The organism is Shouchella rhizosphaerae, from assembly GCF_036700015.1.
In the GTDB taxonomy this organism is placed as follows: domain Bacteria; phylum Bacillota; class Bacilli; order Bacillales; family Bacillaceae_D; genus Shouchella; species Shouchella rhizosphaerae.
This window is the reverse complement of sequence record NZ_CP144921.1, coordinates 3221182-3244764: the sequence shown is the minus strand read 5'-3', so window position 1 is coordinate 3244764 and position 23583 is coordinate 3221182. Positions and strand designations below refer to the sequence as shown.

Genomic DNA, 23583 nt, shown 5'->3' with positions numbered 1-23583 from the left:
CTAAATGGCTTGTTGCGAGGATGAAAGCAGCCGTATATGAAATGACGAGCAACGTTTTCGTGCTTTCCAACACTCTTGCAAAAAGCGAGGCAAACGACACACTTTGGTGCGTTTGCCTTTTTTCTTACAGCAAACCGTGCTTGGCTGTTAAATCGGCACGAACGGTTTCAAGGTGCGCTGTCCGGTTTGTGTAGTGAAGGAGGTAGCGTTCGTCTTCTTCTTTCCACTCAAGCAAAGTCACACTTGTATTGCCGATGACAAATGGACGTTCAAACGCAGCCCATTGTTCTCCAACTATAGCATACATAAGCAGACAGCTAATAAAGCCACCATGCGAAACAAGAATGACCGACTCATCATCACGGTGTGCCTTTTTCAATTGACTGAGCAATGAATAACAGCGCTCTGTTAGCGCTTGGGCAGACTCTGTGCCATCGATTCCTGAAGCAATCAATGGCTTTCCTGTTGTTTCAGGGAAGCGATCCGCAATTTCAGAACGTGTCAACCCTTGCAGCGGGCCAAGATGGACTTCACGCAACAATTCCCATTTTCGCGGAGGGAGCTGCGTTTCTTCAGAAATGGCTTGTGCCGTATTAGCAGCCCGTGTTAGATCGCTTGTATACAAATAATCAGCAGCAAGTGTTGTACAAAAACGTGCCACTGCTTGCGCTTGTTTTTCCCCAAGGTCCGATAGCGGAAAGTCCATTGACCCTTGGATTTTTCCTAGCCGATTCCCTTCTGATTCCCCGTGCCGTATCATATATAATTTCATTGTATCCTCCTTGTTAGGGGCAGCTTCCATTGCCTCTATTCGCGCACTTGCGACATCATTTGCCTTGCACCGCAAGTGTACCAAACATGACGGCCATCCTCAATTGGTCTTTTTCTTTTAGCAAAGATGCGCTAAGATAGGAATGGACATTTAAAGGAGATTGATGAAATGAATGTGCAACAGACCATTGCCCCTCACACAGACCCGTGGGAAGCCTATAGGGATATCGAGCAATATGGCGAACTGACCCTTTCAAACATTGAAGTTACAACGACTACGCTATGCAACATGCGCTGTGAGCATTGCGCGGTCGGCTATACATTATCGCCAAAAGACCCAAACCCCCTCCCGCTTGATTTACTCATTCGGCGCCTAGATGAAATTCCCCGCCTCCGGGCGTTTAGCATTACAGGCGGCGAACCGATGATGAACATGAAGTCAGTGCGGGAATATGTTGTCCCTTTGCTTAAATACGCACACGAACGTGGCGCCAAAACGCAAATCAATTCAAATTTGACGATGCCTCTTGAACGCTATGATCTGATCTTGCCCTATTTGGATGTCTTGCATATTTCTCACAACTACGGCAGTGTGGATGATTTTTCGCTCATCGGCTTTGCCCATTCAAAGCATAAACCGAAAGAAGAACAGCGCCATGCGATGTTTCAGCGAATGATTGAAAATGCCAAAGCGTTAACGGCAAGAGGCGTGATCGTTTCAGCTGAAACGATGCTAAATAAACGGACCCTTCCCCATTTGGAGAACATCCATCAGCAAATTGTCGAAATGGGCTGCCAACGCCATGAAGTGCATCCGATGTATCCAAGCGACTTTGCCAGCAGTTTAGAAGTAGCGAGCTTGGATGAGATTAAATCAGGCATCCACCGCCTCCTTGATTGCCGCAATCAAAACGTTTGGATGCTCTTTGGCACACTGCCATTTTATCCTTGCAGCAACAACGAAGACGACTTGCAGCTTCAAAAACGCCTGTACAGCGAACCGAATGTGACCGTCCGCAATGACCCCGATGGCCGGTCGCGCTTAAATGTAAACTTATTTAGCGGCGATATCATTGTCACTGATTTTGGCGATGTTCCTAAGCTTGGGAACATTCAAGACAGCCGTTTTGATGAAGCTTACGCCCGGTGGCGCGATTCAGCGATTAACCGTTCTCTCTCTTGCCATTGTCCTTCCGTGCAATGCTTAGGTCCGAATTTGCTTGTCAAAAACACCTATTACCGTGAAACCGATTTTTCAAAACGATCTGCTCATTTTTAATTGGTGGAAATGAAGAGCGAAAACCACACTCAGACTAAAAGAAACGCTTTAGACGAGGAGTGCAGTCGCAAGAATAGAACAGAGGTTTATGAGCCTAGGCAAACGCCGACGTATGCGAAAAGAACCCATGCCCTTGTTATGAAAGAGGCATGGGTTCTTTTTATTTTGGTTGTGTAGAAGCCATAAACGTAAAAGAGATATTGTCTTGCACAGGAATCCAAGCACTAATGCCTTGCTCGGTTACATTCTTGACATCTAACCTCGGTTTTCCGCCTTTTATCGTTAAATACACTTCCCCATATGTGACATTTCCTTTTTCTTGGACTGCCGGAACATAGCCGTATAGGTAGCCAACTTGGCGTGATGGCACATTGTATTTTTGGTTCTTTTTCGTCCCTTGGCCAACCACTGTATCAAAAGCAAGGGGCAAGCTTGTTTTCTCAGCGGCGCTAATCATCATCATCTTTTTGACTGCCTCTCCGTTCGGTATTTTTGCGCTCAAGCCGCCTGTCACTTTTTTCTGTTGTTCTTGCAGGTAAGACATGCTCTTTGGTGCATTTCCGCCACGGTTGTCAATGTAATTTGTATTGACTTTTTGATACTCCCAATTGACTTCCGTTCCTTTTGATTGGTAAGCTAGAGGCCACTCTCCTAAGTAAATGGAAGCTCTCATCGCAAATCCCAATTGCGGAAACTGGATCGACGACTCATTCATTAGCCGGATTAAATCTGGATTTTGAATTTGCTCTTCCGTTGACCGGAGCAATTGTTTGGCAAACTCGCTTGGCTGCAAATAAGGCAAGTCTTGTGTTGCATTTTTATATGTGTTTTCTTTAGAAATGGATAAGACAGAGTCAGGAATTTTAAAAGATGTTTGTTCAGGCTCATTTGCTTCCGACTTTCCGTACGCAGGAGCCGTGATTGCCAACATAAAAGCCAACAATAAAAGCGCAATTCGTTTCATAAGAAGTACCCTCCTTCTATCGTTTGTAAAGGTATTGTTTGACATCTCTTTTCGTTTTATCCATCAAAGCCATAAAAAAAACAGCAGCATATCGCTGCTGCTGTTTTTACCTAAGCCCGATCTATAAGAAAGAACGCCAACCGTTGCTGCCGTCCTTACTTAAAGAATCCCCTCTCTTATCTTTCGTTATTCATCTCACGCTGCTTTTTTAACAGCTTAATTTCGTCAGCAGCTTCCTTTGCTGCTTGGATCGCTTCCTCAGATGTTTCTTTCATATGGCTTGCTGTTTGTGTCAGCGTGCGCACATCTTCGGAAATGTCTTTCCAAATCGAGCGGACATCCTCCATGACTTCTTTTGCTTGCCCAACCATGTTTTCCCGATTGTCCCGCAAAAAGGCATACGTGTCCCCTGCCTGCTGCTTCAGTTCCTTCGCTTCTTGGCAAAGACGGTTTCGCCAATCTTTTTTTACAAGTACAGCCCCGATGACAACACCTGCAATCAAAATCCCCCATTTTTTGCTGGCCATTTTTATTCCTCCTTTATGTATCCTGTTTCTATTTTAAAACAGATTCTCTCGCATTTGTAAAGCTGAACCCATTCACAAAAAAATGCCAACCGCAATGGGTCAGCATTAGTTGTATGTTTGCACAAGGCAACGGTCTGTTTCAAGGATTTCGAATTTAGTGTGATGATTGCTGTTTTTTAGCTCATCCACCTGTGCAGAAAGTTTTTTTATTTGTTTTTCAAGGGCAATCAATTTTTCTTTTTCTGATTGTGTCATTGTTGGTCCCTCCCCACTTTTAGCTTGCCCGAACAAGCGCTCAATCACCAGTAAAAAAGATCCCTTTAAGTTAGAAATATTCTACCAGTGTTTTTCATTGATGTAAAGTGTCTTCCCTAAAAGGATTTTCTGCTTAACTAGACTTGGTTCGACAAATTTCATCTTTATCAAAAATTTGTAACAAATTACGCTTGTAAAATTACGTTTTCATGGTATACTAATGATAGGAAATATTCAGACACAAAAAGGGTGATCATATGCGTAAACGTCATTTAATCCGTTTTGAGGACTTAATGGCCCAAAATAGAGATGAACTTTTAAACGATCCTGAGGCTTTATCCAAAATTGATGATAAATTGGATGAACGTGCCCAAAAGAAAAACCGTTCACTCAAAAAAGCCAAACCAACTAGAACGAGCCGTTTTTAAGGCTCGTTTGAGGTTGTCGACAGAGTCGACAAAATCCCCTGGCTGATAGAAAACGCTTGTCAGCCGAGGCGCGAAACCGAGTGAAGATGCGAATAGAACATGGGTTCATGAGCATATGAATGAGGTGAGCAACGAAGGATGCGAGCGTTTTTCTACAGTCTGGAACGAGCCGTTTTTTAGGCTCGTTTTTTTATTCCCGCATCTTTTCCCTTTTTGTATATTTTTTTGGCAATCGCACAAAGTAATTTCATATAAAAAAACGGGAAGCGGGGGTCCCTCATGGATCATGTGCTGCTTGCACGCATGCTGTTTGGCACGTCAATGGCCTTTCATATTATTTTTGCGACATTAACAGTCGGCCTATCGCTAATGATTTTTTTTGCAGAATGGATGAGGGCGCTACGCAACGATCTCGATTATGCCATCCTCGCCAAGCGGTTGACAAAAGGGCTTGCCATCCTTCTTGGCGTAGCGATTCCAACTGGTACGATTGTAGCGATTATGCTTTCCCTGCTCTGGCCAGGCTTTATGGAAATCGTCGGTCAAGTGATTGCGCTGCCATTTCAAATTGAAATTTTTGCTTTCTTTTTAGAGTCGTTGTTTTTGGCTATTTATGTATATGCTGCTGATCGTCTTTCTCCTGCTATGAGAATCATTAGTTCCTTTTTTATTGCCTTTGGCGCTGTGGCCTCTGCTGTTTTGATCACTAGCGCCCACTCTTGGATGAATACCCCGAGAGGTTTTGACATCATTGACGGCCAAATTGAAAACGTCAATCCGCTTGCGGCTGCCTTGTCGCCAAGTTTTTGGTCGACCTCGTACCACGTCGTTAGCACGGCCTACATGACAGGCGCTTTCGTGTTATGTGCTGTTGCTGCTTTTAAGTTGTTAAAACCATCCATTACAGCGGCAGAAGTCCGCTACCACCAAAAAGGATTAATGTTGGCGCTTGTGTTTGGATTTTTGATGTCTGTTTGGACTGGCTTTACCGGCCATGACACAACGGTCATGCTTTATGAGGAAATCCCAATCAAATTAGCAGCAGCAGAAGGGCTTTTTGACACACAAACCAATGCACCATTGACGATTTTAGGAACGCCAAGCCCAGAAGCGAATGAAGTGATTGGCGGACTGGAATTCCCTGGACTGCTAAGCTGGCTCGCGACTGGCTCAACGGACGGGGTCGTCCAAGGGTTAAATGATTTTCCTGTTGAACAGTGGCCTCCACTTTTTGTTCATACGCTATTTAACGTAATGGTTGGCATCGGTTTTGCATTGATTGCTGTTTCAGGCCTTGGCCTGCTGTTTTCGTTTTTCAGACGCAAACAGGACGGCATCCGGTTTCCAAAATGGCTCTTAATCGCACTTGTTGCTGCTGGCCCCCTTGCAATGATCGGCATCGAGACAGGTTGGATTTTTAGTTGTACTGGCCGCCAGCCTTGGATTATTTTCGGCGTGCAAACGACTGCCGAGGCAGCGACAACTTCCGGCAACCTCGGCTTGTTATTCTTTTTGTTCTCAACGCTTTACCTTGTTCTGCTCATTTTAACGAGTTTTGTTATGTATTTTTATTTCAAGCGAAATCCGCTCCGCCAAGATATGAGCGCGTTCCGTTAGGTATTAGGAGGGATTTATGGAATCTGTCTATGTTGCGGTACTGCTATTATGGGCATTGCTGTTCATTTATGCTGTTGCGGGTTCGATTGATTTTGGCACAGGTTTTTGGGCCATGTATTATAGCCGCCAGAACCATTATAAAGCAACAACGATTGCAAACAACTTTTTATCGCCTGCATGGAAAGTCACAAACGTTTTCCTTGTCCTTCTCGTTGTTGCATTTGTGGCTCTCTTTCCAGGGGCAGCCCCTACGCTCGGCACATTGATGATCGTGCCCTTTTGCCTTGTCCTGCTGTTGCTTACAATCCGTAGCGCCTTTTTGGTCTACGCGTACAGTACGAAAAAATATTCGCGCATGCTGACGCTCGTCTCTGGGCTATGCGGTCTGTTCATTCCAGCCATTCTCGTCAGCATTTTACCTGCAGCAATTGGCGGATTTGTTGTCGTCGCTGGCGACAAGCAATACATCCTAGTTAACGAGCTATTTTTAAGCCCTGCCTTTTATACACATGTTGGCTTTGGCCTTGTCACTCAGTTGTTTATTTCAGCATTGTTTATGTGCGACTATGCCAAAGAGGCGGGAGACGAAAGCACTGCCTCTTCTTATCGAAAAAACGCGATTTTCCTTGGTCCTGTCACCCTTGTTTTTGCAGTAGCTGCCATCTTTACGCTTATTCCCGAAGCGCCGTGGATGTTTGAGAAATTTTTGTCGCTTTGGCATTGGTATACTTTATCCCTGTTTGCTTTTGCGTTAGGGTATAGCGCCTTATGGTGGCGGTCAAAGACAAGCCATCTCGGTCACCCTCGTGCCGCTTTATTGCTCATTGTTGTCCAGTTTGGTTTAGCGAGCATTGCTTATGGTAGCGCCCATCTCCCGTACTTGCTTTACCCGAACGTCACGATCTATGATGCCTTTACAAATGAAACCATGTTCCGCTATTTGCTCATTGGCTTCCTAATCGGGCTCGCCATACTCGTCCCTGTCTTTCTTTATTTTTGGCGGCTTTTCTTTAAAGATAAAGCGTACTTGCAGAGCGATCAGCACGACTATTCATAGACGCCACTGCTTATTCAAGTGATCGTGGTAATCACATCACATAACTAACAGTGGCGTTAATTATCGTGCGATTACCGCTCGTCCCGGACTGGAACCCCCTCAACAGGAAAGTCAAATAGCTCTGGATCGAAGTCAATGTCTTCTTCAAACGTGGTTAAGATCAAAACTTGACCTGGCTTGCCTTGATAAAATGCATTTTCCCTTACTAGCAACCCTGTTTCAGTATCGAACCACAAATTGATTTCTACATCCCGTTCTTCTGCCGTCGCTTGCACATGGTGTGCGAGGTAGCCGCTGATTTCATAAATGCCTTGATATGTAAGGGCATAGGGAGATTGCTCAGTTATTAGGTCTTCAAGTGGCTCTGGGGAAAATGGCGGAACATGGTCATCGCTAGCCTCGCTCAGTACAGCAAAGCTATCTGTGCTCAGGTACACGTTTCTTCCTTCAGGCGTTTGAGTTTCGATTGTTTCCACGCCATTCCCATCTTCATCAATGTTTTCAGATTGTTTAAAAAAGTAATCCGGGCCATTGTCAGAACTGTATACATGCAACCGCTCAAAAGCATACGCTTCCATGACAGTCCCGTCTTCCGCTACTTCGTGTTTTTGCCACTCTAGGCTAAAATTCCCCAATTTTTTCTCAGCAACAATCGCTTCCTCGATAACGGATTCAGCTGTTATTGCTGCAACCGTTTCCGCCTCCCCTTCTTCTTCAGCTAGTTGATTGTGCTCCTTTTTATCGCTTTCTAATGCGGTTTCCTGATCTTCATTTGTGTCATTATCCGTATTTGGTTTTGATGTTTCTGTATCTCCTGCACAGGCAGAGAGAATGGCAAGTACCGATAACACCGCCATCCACTTCATTTTCATTCAAAAAGGCCTCCTTCTTTGAAGCTCCTAAGCATCGATGACTATGTTCTATTGTTATTTTACTTCAAACCTAAGTTCCCCTTCTACTATTAATTCTTGCGCAAAAAAACAGCGGAGGCTAACCCCCGCTGTTTTTACTGGACAAATTGATGGCTGTCTTTTAGCACAACATCGATCGCTTCTTGCCAGAAGTCCGGTTTTGTCAAATCGACTTGTAAATGCTTTTGTGCTAGTTGTTCGGCTGTCATGCTGCCACTGTCTTGCAGCAACGCAATGTAGTTGTCTTCAAAAGAAGCGCCTGCTTTTAAGGCCCGTGCATATAGGCCCATACTAAACAAATAGCCAAATGTATAAGGGAAATTATAAAACGGTTGTTTCGTTATGTGAAAATGCAATTTTGATGCCCAAAAATAAGGATCGTATGCTTCTACTTTATTGCCATATGCTTCTTTTTGTGCCTCAACCATCAATTCATTTAAACGTTCAGTCGGTACAATCCCCTGTTTGCGTTCTTCATAAAAACGCGTTTCAAACAGAAAACGGGAATGGATATTCATGAAAAAGGCTAATGAACGAGAGAGTTTGTTTTCCAGCAAATATCGTTTTACATCTGGACTTTCTGCCTCAGACACAAGTGCATCAGCGACAATCATTTCGGCGAATGTGGAGGCGGTTTCGGCGATGCTCATTGGATACTGTTTTTGCGACGTGACAGGCATGTCTTTTAAGCACCAGCTATGGTACGCATGGCCCAGTTCGTGAGCGAGCGTTGCAACATTGTCCATTGAGCCGTCATAGGTCATAAAAATGCGCGATTCTTGACGGAGTGGAAAAGTTGTACAAAAGCCGCCTGGGCGTTTTCCGGCCCGGTTTTCAGCTTCGACCCAACCGTTGCTAAGCGCCATTTCAGCAAATTCAGCCATTTTCGGGCTGAAGCGGTTAAAATGCTTGATGATCAGCTCACAAGCTTCTTCGTACGGAATATCGTTTTTAGACGTTTCGCTTGTCGGCAAAGGAGCGTTGACATCAAACAAGCTAAGTTTTTCCAAACCTAACAATTCTGCCTTTTTGTCCATGTATGGGTATAGTTTTGACTTGTTTTTCGTAATCGTATCCCACATCGTTGTTAATGTTTCTTCGGAAATTAAATTTATGTCCAATGGTTCTTTCAAAACATTGTCCCAGCCCCGCTCTTCATACAGCTTCAAACGGAAACCGGCAAGGCGATTTAATGTTTGTGTAATCAATGGCGCTTGCTGAGCCCATGCTTGTAGCGACGCTTCATAAGCACGTTTGCGCACAGAACGGTCTTCATTCGATAAGCGGTTATGGAGTTGTCCAGCCGACAAATGTTTCACTTCCCCATTTTCTTCAAACGGGATTTCCATTCGCCCGACTGCTTCATTATAAACGGATCCCCAGGCGTGATAGCCGTCTTTAGCCAACTTGGTTGCCAATTCTTCCTTGTCTGCGCTCATTTTGTCAGCTGCCCGTTTTCTCGCTTTTTCCAACATAAAAGCTGACGGTTTCATTGCTTCTTCTTCAAGGAGAGAGGCAAAGGCTTGATCGTCAATCGGTTTCAGTTTTTCTTCAAGGAGCAAGTTTAATTTTTGCCATTTGACTTCAAGCTCTTGTACTTGCTCTTGGCGCAAACGCGCCGTTTCGTCCTTTACATTTTGTGCTAGCAAACAAGAAACAAAGGCACTCGCATGGGCAAGTCGAGGAAAAGTTTGTTCAATTGCCGTAACAAGCTCTTGTATGTCCACAGAAGCAGCTTCTGTTTCCTGCCAACGGTCGAGCAAACCGTTTGTTTCTTTTAAGAAGTCGCTAAACGCCTCAGACTGGCTTCCTCCTGCAAAAATCGATTCTAAATCCCATGTTATTGGATATTGCATATACAGCCTCCTGTCGTCAAATTATTTCGTCTACCGTAACAATTTAAATACTACCACTATTGGCTGCTTTTTGCACGTTAGATGGCAAAGAAAAAGCTGCTGACCATGGCGAATAGCGTTGCCACCCCGAGCAACAATAAACTCTTTTCCTGATTTGAATAGCTCGTCCAACGTCTCACACGTACCAACTCCTTTCGTTATTGCTACTTTATGAGACGAAAGGGATGGCTATGCGAATAATTATAAAAAAACCAGCGGACTAAACAGTCACGCTGGTTGTTCGAGTTAGGAGTTGTTCTCTGATCCATGTTTCACATATTCAGAGATGTCCATTCCAATGGCATCCGCAAGGCGTTGTCCGTAGTCTTCATCAGCACGGTAAAAGTTGCAAATGGCTCGGAGCGCTGTTTCTGGAGCAACTTGTTTTAAATCATTTGCAATGTTTTTAATAAGCGCATCTTGGACATTTTTTGGATAGTTTCGATAAATTTTGCCTGCTTGGCCAAAGTTGTTTTTCTTTTCAATCGCAATTCGTCCTATAGTGCCATTAATAGGCGCACGGTAGTCTTCATAGCCTTCCGCTTCTTTTGGCGTATCTTGATAACGGTTCGGTTCATAATTGATCCGGTTTGTTTGTTGGCCGATTGGCATTGCCCCATCTCTAGTATTGTTTGCCTTTTGCGCAAATGGGCAGTTAATTGGGAGATCCAAGTAGTTTGCACCGACACGGTATCGTTGTGTATCCGAATACGAGAAGATGCGCCCTTGAAGCATTTTGTCTTCCGATGGCTCAAAGCCAGGGACAAGATTTCCAGGGTTAAAGCCAACTTGTTCCGTTTCGGCAAAGACATTCTCAGGGTTGCGGTTCAGCGTCATCGTCCCTACTAATTGAGAAGGAATGTCTTCCTCAAGCCAATCTTTCGTTGCATCAAGCGGATGAAAATCGAAATTGTCTAGATCGGCTGGATCAAGGATTTGTACATATAAATCCCACTCTGGATAATCGCCACGTTCAATCGCTTCGTATAAGTCTCTCGTTGCATGGTTAAAGTCATGAGCTTGTATATTGGCGGCTTCTTCCATTGACAAGTTACGGATGCCCATTTTCGGAACCCAGTTCAGCTTGACATAAACCATATTTCCGTGTTCATTGATCCACTTGAACGCATGGACGCTTGAACCCCGCATTTCCCGGTAAGAAGCAGGAATGCCTTCGTCCGTAAATAGATGGGTAAGCATGTTTGTTGATTCTGGCGTTAAGCTCATAAAATCCCAATACCGGTCAGGGCTTTGGATATTCGTACGTGGATCTGGCTTTAAAGAATGGATCACATCCGGAAATTTAATCGCGTCACGAATGAAAAAAACAGGCAAGTTGTTGCCGACAAAATCATAGTTTCCTTCTTCTGTATAAAACTTAACAGAAAATCCCCGTGGATCGCGAAGCGTCTCTGGAGAGGTACCACCGTGTATGACTGTTGAGAAGCGGACGAAAACAGGCGTTTCTTTCCCATCTTCAGAAAGAAAGTTTGCTTTTGTATAACGCTTCATATTGTTTTTTACTTTAAATACGCCATGGGCACCAGCCCCCCGCGCATGGACAACCCGTTCGGGAATCCGTTCACGGTCAAAATGGGCGAGTTTTTCCACCAAATGGTAGTCTTCTAACAAAGTTGGGCCATGTTGGCCAGCTGTACGCGAGTTTTGATTGTCGTAAATTGGATGTCCTTGATTATCTGTTAATCGTCGCATATGTAATCCCCCTTTTGATCATTAAGCTTTACCAATATGTCATCGTTGGCAAATGAACGATACAACTAAACTTATTCCTTAATTGGAATCATTATCGTTAAATATAGTGTACGTGGATTGAGGTTGAAAGTCAATGTTATTTATAATAATTTTTAAGAACGAATCTATACAAATTGCAAACGTACGTTGTTTCCATTCTTTGCTCCGGTGCTTACGAAGCAGTCACTACGAGCTAGTACAAGAGCCGTCCTTTCACAATTAGCGCTTCTTACTTGAGAAACCATTTTATTCTGTTTGGACAAATAATATGATGGGTTTTAAAACTATTTATGAGAAGGATAAGAATGAGGCGCATGCACAAATGATTGCTAAGTCTTAAAACGGAGATAAGGTTGTCATCACAATAAAAAACGGAAGCTGCCCCGGTCAGCTTCCGTCCTCTTCATTGCCGAATTGTTGAAAAACAGATCCTGGGCTTACTTGGAATACCTCATTGCCACATAGTTCATTTACAATCCGTGCGTTCCGTTCAACCGATAAAGCGAGATTGGTGGCACTTGTCCCTAACGCATGTTCGACATTCATTAAGGAAAACATCCGGTTTTTGCGCGCATCTTTAAAAAGGAGTTCTGCATTACGTGTTAGTTTAAACTCGCTTTCGCCTTCCATTTCCAGCTCAGTCTGCATTGCTTCCAACCAGCGGGGGACATTCGGCTTATAGCCTGTTGCTAAAATGACTTTTTCTGTCTGGTAGGCAAACGTCTGCCTTTGTTGTGTTTGTTCTCCGATCACTTGATAGCTCCGCGGTCCCTTTTTCTCAATCGTTGTCACTTCCATATTGGCGCGTATTAAAGCAGGAGAAGCTTTTTTGGCAATGCTGCGGTGGTACAATAGGTCATAAATGTTGTGGAGTGTTTTAGCTTGCACGCCATTGCGCAAATGCCCGAGCAGTGAAAGGGTGTCCTTCCTTGTTTCATAGGGAAGTTCATGAAAATAAGAAACAAAATCTGGCGAAAAAAGCTCTTGCCCAATCTTTGATTCTTCTAGTTGGAAAAAGCCTGGCGATCTTGTAAACCAGTTAAGGGTGTAATGGTGATTCGGTTGGTTCTGTAAAAGGGAGTAAAAAATTTCAGCAGCGCTCTGCCCTGAACCGATTACCGTTACCGACCGTGCTTCCTTTATGTCTTTTTCATAAAAGCGATAGTCGCTTGAATGGATGATGTCTTCGTTGCATGCTTTTTCTAAGCTGCCTGGAAGGAGCGGCACACTACCAGTACCAACAACGATATGGGTTGCATAAACCGTTTTTTCTATTCCAGCCGCTAATAGCACGACTCGATATGCTTCTTTCTCCGCTTCATACTGAACCTCCAACACCTTTGTGCCAAAATGGCAGTTGCTTAGTTGCCCTGCCACCCATTGACAATAGGCATTGTACTCCATTCTTGGAATGTCAAAGCGGTTGAAAAAATAAAAGGACATCAGCCTTTTTTCCGCATGAGCATAATTTAAAAAGGTGTAGCGGCTCTGCGGATTAGCCAACGTTATTAAATCCGCTAAAAAAGGAACCTGAAGGTCGGTTCCATCAAGCAGCATGCCAGGATGCCACAAAAAGACATCATTTTCATCAAAAAAGGCTGCTTTGATATCGGTGCTTTCTGCTATCATGGCTGCCAGCCCTAAATTATAAGGACCAATCCCTACACCAACAACGTCAAACATATCCTCCATTTCGATCCACTCCTATTTGCATATATTACGAATAAATGTATTTGCGATTTTCCCTTGTTTGTAACGAAATGGCACATCAAATGTTGTCGATTGCTTTAACAAGCTCTTTTGATGGGAAAAAGTGCGAAAGCTTTCATAGCCATGGTAAGCACCAATGCCACTCGCTCCTTTGCCGCCGAAAGGAAGGTACGGGTTTGCTGCATGCATAAGTGTGTCGTTAATGCAGCCACCGCCAAACGAAAGCTGCTCCGTAAATAGCCGTTGTACACGCTCGTTTTCAGAAAATACATAGAGTGCAAGTGGATTCGGCAATGAGCGGACTTTTTGAATTGCTTCGGCAGGCGTTTTGTATCGGAACACAGGCAAGATGGGCCCAAAGATTTCCTCCTGCATGATCGGCGCATCCCAAGGAACATTGGTTAAGATTGTTGGAGAGATTAAACGCGCCTGTGGTGAAATTTGACCGCCAAGGGCAATATGACCATTATCTAAATAGCGGCGCAGGCGCTCAAAGTGTTTGTCGTTCACAATTTGCGTATAGGTTCCTTCTTTTGTCTTGTCCGAAAAAAGCGTATATGTTTGCGTTTTTAGCTGCTCGAGAAACGGTTCGTACACGTCTTCATCGACAAGAGCATAATCGGGAGCGATGCATGTTTGCCCAGCATTTAAAAATTTTCCCCAAGCAATCCGTTTGGCCGCCAATTTCAATTTTGCTTCGCCATCCACAATCACTGGGCTTTTCCCACCTAATTCAAGCGTACATGGCGTCATATGTTTAGCTGCTTTTTCTAACACGATTTTTCCGACAGCGGCACTTCCAGTAAAGAAAATAGAGTCAAATGGAAGATTGAGTAGCGTCTCTGCTGTTTTCGCGTCTCCTTCTACCACGGTCACGAGCTCTTTCGGAAATGTGGCCCGGACAGCGGCAGCCATTATGCTTGAAGTCCGCGGCGTCAACTCAGAAGGCTTGAGCACTGCGGCATTGCCAGCAGCAAGGGCACCAATTAAAGGTGCAAATGTGAGTTGAATCGGATAATTCCAAGGGGAAATGATTAAGACGCTACCGTATGGTTCTGTTGCCACCCAGCTTTTTGAACCGGTATGGCTGGTAGGCGTTTTCACTTTCATTGGCTTGACCCATTCATCGATTGACTCCAACGCCAAATCGATCTCTTGGTGTAGAAAAGCCATTTCAACCATCCTAGCTTCAGGCTCTTGTTTATTCAAATCCGCTCGTAACGCCGAAAGCAGCTCTTTTTCATACGTTTGCAGCATCGTTTTTAACTTTTGGAGCTGTTGTTTTCGGTAAGCAACGGCTTTTGTAGCGCCAGTAAACACATGCTCTTTCTGAACGGCTAGCAATGTCTCGTACATAACAGCTCAAGCACTCCTTTTCAAAACAAACCGATTTTTTATATCTATACCCTTAAATTCCCCTTTTTAACGACGATCACTTTCGGCCATAATCGGCTTTTATTTCTCCCCACACATCCGTTTCCCATTTTAACACTGGATTATGGTTAGGGTTTTCGCGCAGCCATTTCTCCGCCCGTTCCACAAGCGACCAAATTTCTTCCGTTTCTTTTGTCCGGCTTAATGTAGAATTGGCTTTTTTCTTTTTTACCCAACCAATTGCAGTCGCAGAATCAGAGTAGACAGGCTTGTCCGTTCCTTGTACATAGGCGAGGCCATGGACAATCGCTAAAAACTCGCCCATATTATTCGTGCCCATGTTAATGGGCGTCTTTTCAAATAAAATCTCCCCTGTCTTGGTGTCAACCCCTTTGTATTCAACTTTTCCAGGATTCCCTTGGCTACCAACATCAACGCTAACGCTGTCCCAAACAGGTGATTTTTGCGCTTTGTCTTTTGGCCTCACTGAAGAGGCCATGCTTTTGCCTTGGAAAGCAGCCTCTGCTTCTGCAAGCGTAGGGAATGATTTAAACCTTGCCTGAGGGTACCCTTTCACTTGGGCTTCACAGTCAGCCCATGACCGGAAAATCCCTTGTTTTCTTCCTTTCCAAACAACGTAATATTTTTGCTTTGCCATTTTTTAACCTCCTTGGATCGTATAGTTTCGGACTGCCATGGAAAACGTATGGATGGAGGTGAGGCAACTTGAAACGAAATAAACAAGCAAAAAAAACCTTGACCAATAACCAGACACCAACTGAATCCATGTTTAATGAAGAAGTTGCAAGTGAACTTATTGACAACGGAACAAACAAATCAACGAGCAAAAAACCGAAACAACGGTAATGTTAAAGCTAGTTAGCATACCCGTAAGGCCAAAAGCGGCCTAATTAGGAACGTTTGTCTCTCACCTGCATTTAGCATACTTGATTTTCCGTTTCAACGAAAGCGCGCTACCACGACGACGATGTATAAATTTGGATCAACCTGGCGATGATTTTGGATAAAGAGGTGAGCGAAACTTGGACATCCATATTGAACGGAAACGGACCGCTGACAAAGCAGGTGACTTCATTTGTACATCTTCGGACAAGTTATTTGTGCTTATCGTTGACCCACCAGAACGCTACCCGTATTTATTGCTATGCCTCGATACGTTCTCAATTGTACAAAATTATAGCAGCATTCCATCGAGAGAAGAATTGGAAGAAGATATCGGGGAAGACATTAAAGAAATTTACAACCAAGAACACGCCACCATTTCGTTTTTATAATAAGAAAAAGGGCATAGGCAGCAACCTATGTCCTTTCAGTCTGTAAACAATACTCGAATAGTTTGTCGTTTGCATGTATTCCAACAAAGAATACCATTGCCTACGAGCCTATGTGCTAATCGCTCTCACTCGTTTCACCGTCTGACAAACGGCTTCTACCTGTCTAAGCTGTCCGTTTAAGCGTTCCCGACAAAACGGCTCTCTTTTTGCTTTAACTCGTCCAATAACTGTTTGGCCGCTTCCTGGCTCAGCACAACATTTCCGTTTGCAAGCTCCAAATGTTCTTCTGAAGATTCACCTGTTACCATGCATGTTTTGATGGAAGGCTCGTACTTCCTGACAATCACACGGTCATCTTCTACATAGATTTCCAATGGGCTGCCAATATCAATTCCCATGGTTTTCCGCAATTCTTTTGGCACGACAATTCGCCCTAGCTGGTCCACTTTACGGACAATGCCCGTCGCTTTCATTCAGCATCCTCCTTATATTCAAACGATTCACATTCCTATTAAACCATGTCAGGGCGCTTCGTTCCATAACCGCTCCACTAATTTACTCGAATCGGTGCTTTTTGCTGTATTTTATGGAATTTAACGGAAATAAACTAAGCGGTAAGCATTACGAAAAACCCCTGGCCATAAGGCCAGGGGCGATTGGTTTAAGGCATGGAATCTGCCGTCTTTTCTTCATACCAGTTATCCAATACTTTCGCATCAAGCACTTGTGCTTCCACATACCTGGATTGCTTTTTTGAAAACAGCTTATGCCAGTTAAAGTCGAAGTCTTTTGCGACTTGAACAAGAGTAAGGAGCTCTTGCCAAGCGACGTAGCGCTTATACCAAAAAAATTGGGGCTGTTCGGTCATATATGGGTACAGGTCATCGAATTCAGTGTGTTTGCAATCAATCGTACGTTCAAATTGCACTTTTGCATCGCTCAACTTTTTCTCAAGATAAACATGCAATTCGTCCTTATTCACAATGATGCCCCCTCTTGCTTTTTGCTATTATAACATATTTCAAGAAAATAGGAGAGCAAATAGATTAAATCCAAAAAATTGGTCAATCAAGACAACGGCAATTGCTACAGGAACGATACCGGTCATAATCGTATACCATAATGTAAAAGCTTTTTTGCCAAGGACGCTGCCCATTTGGAATTCTGCTGCGAGTGTTTGTCGTTTTACTTTAACAAGCAAAAAGATGCATATGAGCAACGAACCAATCGGCATCAATATGTTGGATGCAAGAAAATCCACCAAGTCGAAAAAGGGCATACCAAATAGGTGCACATCCCCGATCACGCCAAATGACAATGCAGAAGGAATGCCCATCAGCAACACAAACAAAGCGATTAGCCAGCTTCCTTTTGCCCGTTTGTCTCCATCCCCTCTCATAAAGGCAGCGACGACAATTTCTAACAGTGAAAAAGCGGTGCTAAGAGCAGCGAAGAAGAAAAGCATGAAAAAGAGGACAACCACGATATCGCCAAATGGCATTTGCGAAAAAATCGCTGGCACGGCTGCAAAAATAAGCGTCGGCCCTTCGCTTGGTTCTAGACCGAAAGTGAACACACCGGGGAATATAACGATTCCTGCCAGCATTGCGACAAAAATATTCATTACCCCTAATGTAGCAGCAGATACAGGCAAATCTTGCTTTTTTGACGCATATGAACTGAAAGTCACCATCACCGAAACGCCAATCGATAAAGCAAAAAAGGATTGGCCAAGGGCGAACAAAACTACTTCGCTTGAAAGGCTTTCCCAATTTGGCTTGAACAGAAAGGCCAGTCCTTCCTTAGCTCCATCAAGTGTGAGTGAATAAATCGACAATAGCACTAAAAGGACAAACAAAGCGGGAATCATCCATTTGCTTGCTCGTTCAATCCCTTTCTGGACCCCTTTTTGCACAACGGCAGCCGTCAATCCTAAAAACAACGCCTGTGCCCCGACAGCCAAATAAGGATTTGCGATCAATCCCGTAAATTTAGCTTGGTACCCGCCTACATCAAGGCCGCCTAGCTGGCCAAATAAGGAGGAACCTAAATAAATCAGCGACCAGCCCCCGACGACGCTGTAAAAAGACAGGATCAAAAAACAAGTGACGACGCCAAGCCAGCCTGTCACACTCCAGACCGAACGGGGCGCCAGCATGTTATAGGTTGAAATCGCGTCTCGGCCTGAATGGCGACCAAGCACGTATTCACCGATAAGTAAAGGAACACCTATCAGCAAAGTAAATGCGAGGAAAAGCACAAAAAAAGCGCCTCCACCGCTTGTGCCTGCAATGTAAGGAAACTTCCATATAGCGCCGAGGCCAATTGCGCTGCCAGCCGTTGCATATAAAAAACCTAATTTTGAAGACCATTGTTGTGAAGTTGCCATGTTGTTGCTCCTTTATTACACACGATTTTTTTATCGTACCAAAGGAAGCTTTAAGAAACAAGCCTGCCCTGTTCTGAAAACTTACCGACTTTTGGCTAACAAAGTATCCAGAAAAATGGTTCATTTTTTGTTGCTTTTATGTTTATTACGCTTTTAAACGGGTATAGAAACTATACAGGAAAACAATGAAAAACCCCCTTCGTTGTTTTCTAAAAGCAAACAACCCTTCCCCCACTACTGAAGCGCCCTTTCCCAGGCGCTTCAACCTGTATACAAACGCTCGCATATTTGTCGTTTGTCTCACTCACTCATCTACTCATGAACCCTCGTTCTATTGGCACCTTTCCTCGGCTATCAGCCTGAGGACGCTCATGTTTTATTGGCAACTTACTCCAATTACACTACGGCTGAACAAGCGCTTTCTAAGTTCATAGTCTTAGGTTTAACATCAACATTCATTCTTGTTCAGGCGCCTCTTTACATTTGTGTAACAAAATAGGTGATTCGTCTCATCTTTCGACATCAATCCACAACAATTTTCCAACCTTTTCCCCTTTCTCGCAAACCGTGTCCTTGATAAACTAAACGTTAGCATAGGAAATCTGGAAGAAACGTGGTGGAAATTATGTGGTCATCTTCACAAATTGGCATTGATTTAGGAACTGCCAATATTCTTGTTTACTCAAAAGAAAAAGGAATCATTTTAAATGAACCATCTGTTGTCGCTTTAAATACGGAAACACGTGATGTTCTCGCTATTGGGATAGAAGCAAAAAACATGGTCGGCAAAACGCCAGCCCAAATCGTTGCTATGCGCCCTCTCCGTGACGGCGTGATTGCCGATTTTGACGTAACAGCTAGCCTTTTAAAAGAAATAATGCGCAAGGCGAGCAAAAACATGGGCATGGCTGTCCGCAAGCCAACCGTTGTTGTGTGCGCGCCGACAGGCTCAACGTCTGTTGAACGAAGAGCCATCCTTGACGCAGTGCGCAGCTGTGGCGCTAAACAAGTCCATATTATTGAAGAACCTGTAGCTGCGGCGATCGGTGCAGACTTGCCTGTAGAAGAGCCAACAGCCAATGTGGTAGTCGACATCGGCGGCGGTACAACGGAAGTCGCCATCATTTCGTACGGCGGCGTAGTCTCTTCGAATTCTGTCCGGGTCGGCGGAGATAAATTTGATGACGCGATTATTTCATACGTGCGCAAGCAATACAATGTCCTCATTGGCGAACGGACAGCCGAGCAAATTAAAATCGACATTGGCTATGCGCCAATTGACCATGAAACGCGGACAATGGAAGTGCGGGGCCGGGATCTTGTCAATGGTTTGCCGAAAACGATTGAATTAAACTCAAAAGAAGTCCAAGGTGCTTTAAGCGAGCTGTTATGGCAATTGCTTGAAGCATTGCGGAGCACATTGGAAGATTGCCCGCCAGAACTGTCAGGCGATATTGTCGACCGAGGCGTTCTGTTGACAGGCGGTGGCGCCATGTTAAATGGCTTGCAAGATTGGATTGCCAACCAAATTGTTGTGCCTGTCCACGTTGCACCAAACCCACTTGAATCTGTCGCTATCGGTACAGGGCGTTCCCTTGCTTTTATTGATAAACTACAAAAAGCGACTTTGTAAAAGCACGATTTAGCCACGCTCAGGCTTTCTAAGGCCTGGGTTTTTTTATTATTTGCTCCTAGTGAAAAAGCCTGTTTTGACCGTTATGTCAAAACAGGCTTTTCGTTACTTGTTTTCAATTGGCTTTTTAATGATTCCATATATGATTCCAGTCACAATCGCGCCAATTGCGATAGCCAACGCATACAGGCCGATGTAAGACCATGTGCTCTCATTGACTAGGAACATTGTAAAAATGCCTCCATGTGGCGCAGGGAGCTGTATATGGAACAATCCGGTTAAACCGCCAGCCACAGCGGCGCCGACAACGCTTGCCGAAATAACACGGATTGGGTCTGCCGCCGCAAACGGAATCGCCCCTTCTGTAATGAAAGAAGCGCCAAGGACATAGTTTGTCCGCCCTGACTCTCGTTGCTGCTTCGTAAATTTATGCTTCCAAAACGTTGTGGCGATGGCAATCCCTAGTGGAGGCACCATTCCTGCAGCCATGACTGCTGCCTGGGGCCCAAGGTTGCCAGCATCAATCATCGCAATCCCAAACGTATAGGCTGCTTTATTAATAGGACCGCCCATGTCAATCGCCATCATGATTCCAAGAACCGTGCCTAGAATGACCATGTTCCCTGTGCCGAGGTCGCCTAGCCAATTTTGCATTCCTGTGTTCACCCAAGCAAGGGGCGCAATTAAGTAGTACATAATTGTGCCTGTAAACAAAATATTTAACACAGGCGTAAATAAGATCGTTTTTAACCCTTCAAGCGATTGAGGAATGCCAGACAGCAATTTGCGTACAAACAAGGCTAAGTAGCCTGCTAAAAATCCAGCGAGCAAGCCGCCTAAAAATCCAGAATCGCCATTTACGGCCATAAACCCGCCAATTAAACCAGGGGCAAATCCTGGCCGGTCGGCTATGCTCATTGCAATAAACGCAGCAAGAACGGGGATAAAGAGTGCAAATGCATTATCGCCACCAATCGCCATTAACAATTCGCGGATCGGGTTATCTGCGCCAAAAGCTGTCTCAAATACAAAGCTTAAGGCAATCAAAATTCCGCCGCCAATGACAAATGGAAGCATATTGGAAACGCCATTCATTAAATGCTTGTAAATAGCAGCGCCGCCTGATTTTTTCTCTTCGCTTTGCTCGTTTTCGCCTTTGCCGCCACTGCCTTGGTAAACAGGTTCTTTTCCTGAAAGGGAACGATCAATTAACTCTGCTGGCTTACGGACGCCATCTGCCACTGGAGCAATGACCACGCGTTTGCCGCTAAAACGGTCCATTTCTACTTTTGTATCAGCAGCAACAATGATGCCGTCAGCTTCGTCAATTTCCGCTGCTGTTAAACGGTTTTTCACGCCTCCAGACCCGTTTGTCTCTACCTTTACTTTATAGCCGCGGTCAGTCGCTTCTTTCTTGATCGCATCGGCAGCCATAAACGTATGGGCAATCCCAGTTGGACAGCCAGTCACAGCGAGAATGAATTTGCCAGAATCTTCGGAAGCGCTTTCGGTTTGTTCCTCTGGCTCCGCTTCTTTGTCTTCCATTGCTTGCTTTTCATCAATCAATGCCAGAATGTCATCCAATGAAGCTGCGTTGAGCAAGCCTTTTCGAAAATCGTCGTCCATTAAATAAGTTGACAGCTTTGCTAACGTTGCTAAATGTTCATTGTTTGCCCCTTCAGAGGCAGCAATCATGAAAAATAGATGGCTTGGCTGTCCGTCCAATGCGTCGTAATCAATCCCTGCTTTCGAGCGGCCAAACGCAATCGCTGGCGTTTTGACAGCTGCCGTTTTAGCATGTGGAATCGCAATGCCGTCGCCAAGGCCGGTCGTGCTTTGCGCTTCCCTTGCCAAAATCGCTTTTTTGTACGCTTCTGCATCGTTTAATCGCCCTGCTTCCCCAAGCTTGGCGATTAATTCATCAATAACCGCTTCTTTCGTCGTTGACGCCAAGTCGAGAATCATTGTTTCTTTCTTGAGCAAATCAGAAATTTTCATTCCTTTGTTTACCCCTCTCTATAAATAGTGACCGCTACCTCGTCCATGAGTGCTTCGATCGTCGTCCGTTCAGCAAAGCCTGTTGAAAAGGCTGTAGCGCTTCCTGAAGCAACAGCAAAACGGAAAGCTTCGGGAAGGGACATCCCTTCCGCCGTGGCGCCGATAAACCCTGCTACAACGGAATCCCCTGCACCGACGGAGTTTTTGACAGTACCTCTTGGCGTCGTTGCCAACAAAATCGATTGCTCTGTAGCAAGCAACGCACCGTCCCCAGCAAATGTAACAAAGACATGGCCGATTCCTTTCGCCACAAGCGCCTTAGCATGGGGAACAGCCGCTTCGAGAGAATCGATCGCTTCGCCTGCAAACTCAGCCAATTCATGTTGGTTAGGCTTAATGAAGTCTGGCTGTGCAGCAACGGCTTCTTCTAGCGGTTTTCCGCTTGTATCTATAAAGACAGAAACACCGCGGTCTTTAAGCAACTTGCTCCATTTCGCATATACATTTGTCTCAAGGCTTGGAGGGACGCTGCCTGCGAAAACGGCCACATCGTTTGCTTTCAGTTGTGTCAACTGCTCTTCAAGTGCTGCTACATCATTTGCTGCAATCGCCGGAGAAACGCCATTGACTTCTGTTTCCACATCCGCTTTTAGCTTAATGTTGATACGAGTGTCGCCGCTTATTTCAATAAAAGACGTGTGGACACCGTCTGCCTCTACATTGGCTTTAATGTATTCGCCTGTAAAACCGCCAATGAAGCCAAGCGCGGTGCTCGGATGGCCGATCCGCTTTAGCACACGGGAGACATTAATGCCTTTGCCGCCGGGTGCTTTGTAGTCATGGGCTGCCCGGTTTACACCTCCCTTATTTATTGAATCGAGCGCGACAAAGTAATCCATTGCCGGATTTAACGTCACTGTGTAAATCATTGTTCTACCACCTTGATTGTCGTCTTAGCTGCAAGTTGTGAAAACAGCTCTGGTTGTTCTTCACGTGTATAAGAGCTTGTGATGATGGCGGCACGCTCCACATCGGCAATTTTTGAAAACGAAACGTCGCCAAATTTTGTATGGTCTGCTAACACATATGTTTGCCGCCCTCGTTTTAGCGCTTGTACTTTTATATAGGCTTCTTCAAGATCAGGAGTTGTATACCCATCACTAGGGGTAATGCCATTTGTGCCAAGAAACACAAAGTCAAAGCGAAAGGCATCAATCGCCTCCAACGCGTTTCGGCCAACAAAAGCGTGTGTGCCTTTTTTTGCATACCCGCCAAGCACATGTGTGTCAATTTCGGCTTCAAGCAAATGGGCAATATTTGTTAATCCATTTGTCACAACTACAATCTGTTTGCCTTTCAAAAAGGGGATCATTTCATAAGTAGTTGTTCCTGCATCTAAAAACAGGCAATCTCCATCTTGTACGAGTTCAGCAGCCTGCTTGGCAATTTTTATTTTTTCCTGACGGTTTTTGAGCGTTTTTTGCGCGATTGTTGGCTCATCTCGCATTTTTTTCAATAACGTAGCACCGCCATGAATGCGCTTTAATTTATTTCTCTGCTCAAGCTCCGTCAAGTCTCGTCGTATCGTAGACTCAGAAGCACCAGTTTCTACAATTAATTCTTGAATTTTCACCACTTCGTTCTTTGCGAGAAGGGCGAGGATTTTTTCTTGCCTTTCCAATGTCAGCATTTCGCACACCTCAGCTCTCTTTGCTTAGTATACAACCA

At 44.7% G+C, this 23583-nt stretch carries 23 protein-coding genes; 7 read left to right on the top strand and 16 right to left on the bottom strand.

Going from position 1 to position 23583, the window contains the following annotated elements; genetic code table 11:
• Positions 1-124 precede the first annotated feature (124 nt).
• Positions 125-772 carry a histidine phosphatase family protein gene (locus V5G21_RS15950; protein ID WP_011246144.1) on the bottom strand — a complete coding sequence of 216 codons (648 nt, stop codon included), beginning with the start codon at positions 770-772 and terminating at the stop codon, positions 125-127.
• A gap of 168 nt (positions 773-940) precedes the next feature.
• Here V5G21_RS15950 and yfkAB point away from each other — a divergent pair, with 168 nt between their 5' ends.
• Complete coding sequence (gene yfkAB / locus V5G21_RS15945; protein ID WP_011246143.1) at positions 941-2050, top strand: radical SAM/CxCxxxxC motif protein YfkAB; 1110 nt, start codon at positions 941-943, stop codon at positions 2048-2050.
• 160 nt (positions 2051-2210) lie between these two features.
• Here yfkAB and V5G21_RS15940 read toward each other — a convergent pair whose 3' ends face one another.
• The 3 genes from V5G21_RS15940 to V5G21_RS15930 form a co-directional block, all read right to left on the bottom strand.
• A complete protein-coding gene (locus tag V5G21_RS15940) occupies positions 2211-3014 on the bottom strand; it encodes a YfkD famly protein (RefSeq protein WP_011246142.1) in 804 nt (267 codons plus the stop codon).
• 176 nt (positions 3015-3190) lie between these two features.
• Positions 3191-3541, bottom strand: coding sequence for a hypothetical protein (locus V5G21_RS15935; RefSeq protein ID WP_011246141.1), 351 nt, complete (start codon positions 3539-3541; stop codon positions 3191-3193).
• Between the two features lie 105 nt (positions 3542-3646).
• Positions 3647-3796 (bottom strand): hypothetical protein, encoded by a 150-nt coding sequence (locus V5G21_RS15930; protein WP_011246140.1) that lies wholly within the window; start codon positions 3794-3796, stop codon positions 3647-3649.
• A gap of 257 nt (positions 3797-4053) precedes the next feature.
• Between V5G21_RS15930 and V5G21_RS15925 the strand changes: the two genes are divergently transcribed.
• The 3 genes from V5G21_RS15925 to V5G21_RS15915 all read left to right on the top strand — a co-directional run bounded on the left by V5G21_RS15925 (position 4054) and on the right by V5G21_RS15915 (position 6898).
• The gene (locus V5G21_RS15925; RefSeq protein ID WP_011246139.1) at positions 4054-4224 is read left to right on the top strand and encodes an FbpB family small basic protein; all 171 of its coding nucleotides are present in this window, start codon (positions 4054-4056) and stop codon (positions 4222-4224) included.
• Positions 4225-4503: 279 nt separating this feature from the next.
• Positions 4504-5841, top strand: coding sequence for a cytochrome ubiquinol oxidase subunit I (locus tag V5G21_RS15920; RefSeq protein ID WP_095255479.1), 1338 nt, complete (start codon positions 4504-4506; stop codon positions 5839-5841).
• A gap of 16 nt (positions 5842-5857) precedes the next feature.
• Complete coding sequence (locus V5G21_RS15915; protein ID WP_212930169.1) at positions 5858-6898, top strand: cytochrome d ubiquinol oxidase subunit II; 1041 nt, start codon at positions 5858-5860, stop codon at positions 6896-6898.
• Between the two features lie 71 nt (positions 6899-6969).
• On the opposite strand, the gene V5G21_RS15910 is transcribed toward V5G21_RS15915, so the two are convergent.
• The 6 genes from V5G21_RS15910 to V5G21_RS15885 all read right to left on the bottom strand — a co-directional run bounded on the left by V5G21_RS15910 (position 6970) and on the right by V5G21_RS15885 (position 15198).
• Positions 6970-7770 carry a hypothetical protein gene (locus V5G21_RS15910; RefSeq protein ID WP_338464933.1) on the bottom strand — a complete coding sequence of 267 codons (801 nt, stop codon included), beginning with the start codon at positions 7768-7770 and terminating at the stop codon, positions 6970-6972.
• A gap of 134 nt (positions 7771-7904) precedes the next feature.
• On the bottom strand, positions 7905-9665 hold the full coding sequence (locus tag V5G21_RS15905) for a M3 family oligoendopeptidase (RefSeq protein WP_011246135.1): 1761 nt from the start codon (positions 9663-9665) through the stop codon (positions 7905-7907).
• 285 nt (positions 9666-9950) lie between these two features.
• Entirely contained in the window at positions 9951-11417 is a 1467-nt protein-coding gene (locus V5G21_RS15900; RefSeq protein WP_095237208.1) for a catalase, read from the bottom strand.
• A gap of 426 nt (positions 11418-11843) precedes the next feature.
• Positions 11844-13148 carry a lysine N(6)-hydroxylase/L-ornithine N(5)-oxygenase family protein gene (locus V5G21_RS15895; protein WP_051881282.1) on the bottom strand — a complete coding sequence of 435 codons (1305 nt, stop codon included), beginning with the start codon at positions 13146-13148 and terminating at the stop codon, positions 11844-11846.
• Between the two features lie 12 nt (positions 13149-13160).
• The gene (locus V5G21_RS15890; protein ID WP_035206020.1) at positions 13161-14522 is read right to left on the bottom strand and encodes an aldehyde dehydrogenase; all 1362 of its coding nucleotides are present in this window, start codon (positions 14520-14522) and stop codon (positions 13161-13163) included.
• Positions 14523-14598: 76 nt separating this feature from the next.
• Positions 14599-15198 carry a viroplasmin family protein gene (locus V5G21_RS15885; protein ID WP_011246129.1) on the bottom strand — a complete coding sequence of 200 codons (600 nt, stop codon included), beginning with the start codon at positions 15196-15198 and terminating at the stop codon, positions 14599-14601.
• 68 nt (positions 15199-15266) lie between these two features.
• On the opposite strand from V5G21_RS15885, the gene V5G21_RS15880 reads away from it, so the two are divergent.
• Positions 15267-15407: a hypothetical protein gene (locus V5G21_RS15880; protein WP_011246128.1), complete on the top strand. Its 141-nt coding sequence runs from the start codon at positions 15267-15269 to the stop codon at positions 15405-15407.
• 176 nt (positions 15408-15583) lie between these two features.
• Positions 15584-15835, top strand: a complete 252-nt coding sequence (locus V5G21_RS15875) for a hypothetical protein (RefSeq protein WP_011246127.1) — start codon at positions 15584-15586, stop codon at positions 15833-15835.
• Positions 15836-16011: 176 nt separating this feature from the next.
• On the opposite strand, the gene V5G21_RS15870 is transcribed toward V5G21_RS15875, so the two are convergent.
• The 3 genes from V5G21_RS15870 to V5G21_RS15860 form a co-directional block, all read right to left on the bottom strand.
• Positions 16012-16308 carry an AbrB/MazE/SpoVT family DNA-binding domain-containing protein gene (locus V5G21_RS15870; protein ID WP_011246126.1) on the bottom strand — a complete coding sequence of 99 codons (297 nt, stop codon included), beginning with the start codon at positions 16306-16308 and terminating at the stop codon, positions 16012-16014.
• A gap of 188 nt (positions 16309-16496) precedes the next feature.
• Entirely contained in the window at positions 16497-16817 is a 321-nt protein-coding gene (locus V5G21_RS15865; RefSeq protein WP_011246125.1) for a hypothetical protein, read from the bottom strand.
• Positions 16818-16856: 39 nt separating this feature from the next.
• The gene (locus tag V5G21_RS15860; RefSeq protein WP_011246124.1) at positions 16857-18224 is read right to left on the bottom strand and encodes a sodium-dependent transporter; all 1368 of its coding nucleotides are present in this window, start codon (positions 18222-18224) and stop codon (positions 16857-16859) included.
• A gap of 625 nt (positions 18225-18849) precedes the next feature.
• Here V5G21_RS15860 and mreBH point away from each other — a divergent pair.
• Complete coding sequence (gene mreBH / locus V5G21_RS15855; protein ID WP_011246123.1) at positions 18850-19857, top strand: rod-share determining protein MreBH; 1008 nt, start codon at positions 18850-18852, stop codon at positions 19855-19857.
• A gap of 105 nt (positions 19858-19962) precedes the next feature.
• On the opposite strand, the gene V5G21_RS15850 is transcribed toward mreBH, so the two are convergent.
• From V5G21_RS15850 to V5G21_RS15840, 3 genes are read right to left on the bottom strand one after another with little or no spacing between them, the layout of a single operon-like run.
• The gene (locus V5G21_RS15850) at positions 19963-21855 is read right to left on the bottom strand and encodes a PTS fructose transporter subunit IIABC (RefSeq protein WP_035206022.1); all 1893 of its coding nucleotides are present in this window, start codon (positions 21853-21855) and stop codon (positions 19963-19965) included.
• Positions 21856-21863: 8 nt separating this feature from the next.
• Positions 21864-22784, bottom strand: coding sequence for a 1-phosphofructokinase (pfkB, locus tag V5G21_RS15845; protein ID WP_035206023.1), 921 nt, complete (start codon positions 22782-22784; stop codon positions 21864-21866).
• A complete protein-coding gene (locus V5G21_RS15840; RefSeq protein WP_011246120.1) occupies positions 22781-23545 on the bottom strand; it encodes a DeoR/GlpR family DNA-binding transcription regulator in 765 nt (254 codons plus the stop codon). Before V5G21_RS15840 ends, pfkB begins: the two co-directional genes overlap by 4 nt.
• Positions 23546-23583: the final 38 nt, after the last annotated feature.

Bases quoted from the DNA above. Each gene is read 5' to 3' on its own strand.
- V5G21_RS15940 (WP_011246142.1), bottom strand. From the start codon at position 3,014: ATGAAACGAATTGCGCTTTTATTGTTGGCTTTTATGTTGGCAATCACG.
- V5G21_RS15925 (WP_011246139.1), top strand. From the start codon at position 4,054: ATGCGTAAACGTCATTTAATCCGTTTTGAGGACTTAATGGCCCAAAAT.
- V5G21_RS15870 (WP_011246126.1), bottom strand. From the start codon at position 16,308: ATGAAAGCGACGGGCATTGTCCGTAAAGTGGACCAGCTAGGGCGAATT.
- V5G21_RS15885 (WP_011246129.1), bottom strand. From the start codon at position 15,198: ATGGCAAAGCAAAAATATTACGTTGTTTGGAAAGGAAGAAAACAAGGG.
- yfkAB (WP_011246143.1), top strand. From the start codon at position 941: ATGAATGTGCAACAGACCATTGCCCCTCACACAGACCCGTGGGAAGCC.
- V5G21_RS15935 (WP_011246141.1), bottom strand. From the start codon at position 3,541: ATGGCCAGCAAAAAATGGGGGATTTTGATTGCAGGTGTTGTCATCGGG.
- V5G21_RS15895 (WP_051881282.1), bottom strand. From the start codon at position 13,148: ATGGAGGATATGTTTGACGTTGTTGGTGTAGGGATTGGTCCTTATAAT.
- V5G21_RS15850 (WP_035206022.1), bottom strand. From the start codon at position 21,855: ATGAAAATTTCTGATTTGCTCAAGAAAGAAACAATGATTCTCGACTTG.
- V5G21_RS15860 (WP_011246124.1), bottom strand. From the start codon at position 18,224: ATGGCAACTTCACAACAATGGTCTTCAAAATTAGGTTTTTTATATGCA.
- V5G21_RS15890 (WP_035206020.1), bottom strand. From the start codon at position 14,522: ATGTACGAGACATTGCTAGCCGTTCAGAAAGAGCATGTGTTTACTGGC.
- V5G21_RS15840 (WP_011246120.1), bottom strand. From the start codon at position 23,545: ATGCTGACATTGGAAAGGCAAGAAAAAATCCTCGCCCTTCTCGCAAAG.
- V5G21_RS15910 (WP_338464933.1), bottom strand. From the start codon at position 7,770: ATGAAAATGAAGTGGATGGCGGTGTTATCGGTACTTGCCATTCTCTCT.
- V5G21_RS15900 (WP_095237208.1), bottom strand. From the start codon at position 11,417: ATGCGACGATTAACAGATAATCAAGGACATCCAATTTACGACAATCAA.
- V5G21_RS15915 (WP_212930169.1), top strand. From the start codon at position 5,858: ATGGAATCTGTCTATGTTGCGGTACTGCTATTATGGGCATTGCTGTTC.
- V5G21_RS15930 (WP_011246140.1), bottom strand. From the start codon at position 3,796: ATGACACAATCAGAAAAAGAAAAATTGATTGCCCTTGAAAAACAAATA.
- V5G21_RS15905 (WP_011246135.1), bottom strand. From the start codon at position 9,665: ATGCAATATCCAATAACATGGGATTTAGAATCGATTTTTGCAGGAGGA.
- pfkB (WP_035206023.1), bottom strand. From the start codon at position 22,784: ATGATTTACACAGTGACGTTAAATCCGGCAATGGATTACTTTGTCGCG.
- mreBH (WP_011246123.1), top strand. From the start codon at position 18,850: ATGTGGTCATCTTCACAAATTGGCATTGATTTAGGAACTGCCAATATT.
- V5G21_RS15920 (WP_095255479.1), top strand. From the start codon at position 4,504: ATGGATCATGTGCTGCTTGCACGCATGCTGTTTGGCACGTCAATGGCC.
- V5G21_RS15950 (WP_011246144.1), bottom strand. From the start codon at position 772: ATGAAATTATATATGATACGGCACGGGGAATCAGAAGGGAATCGGCTA.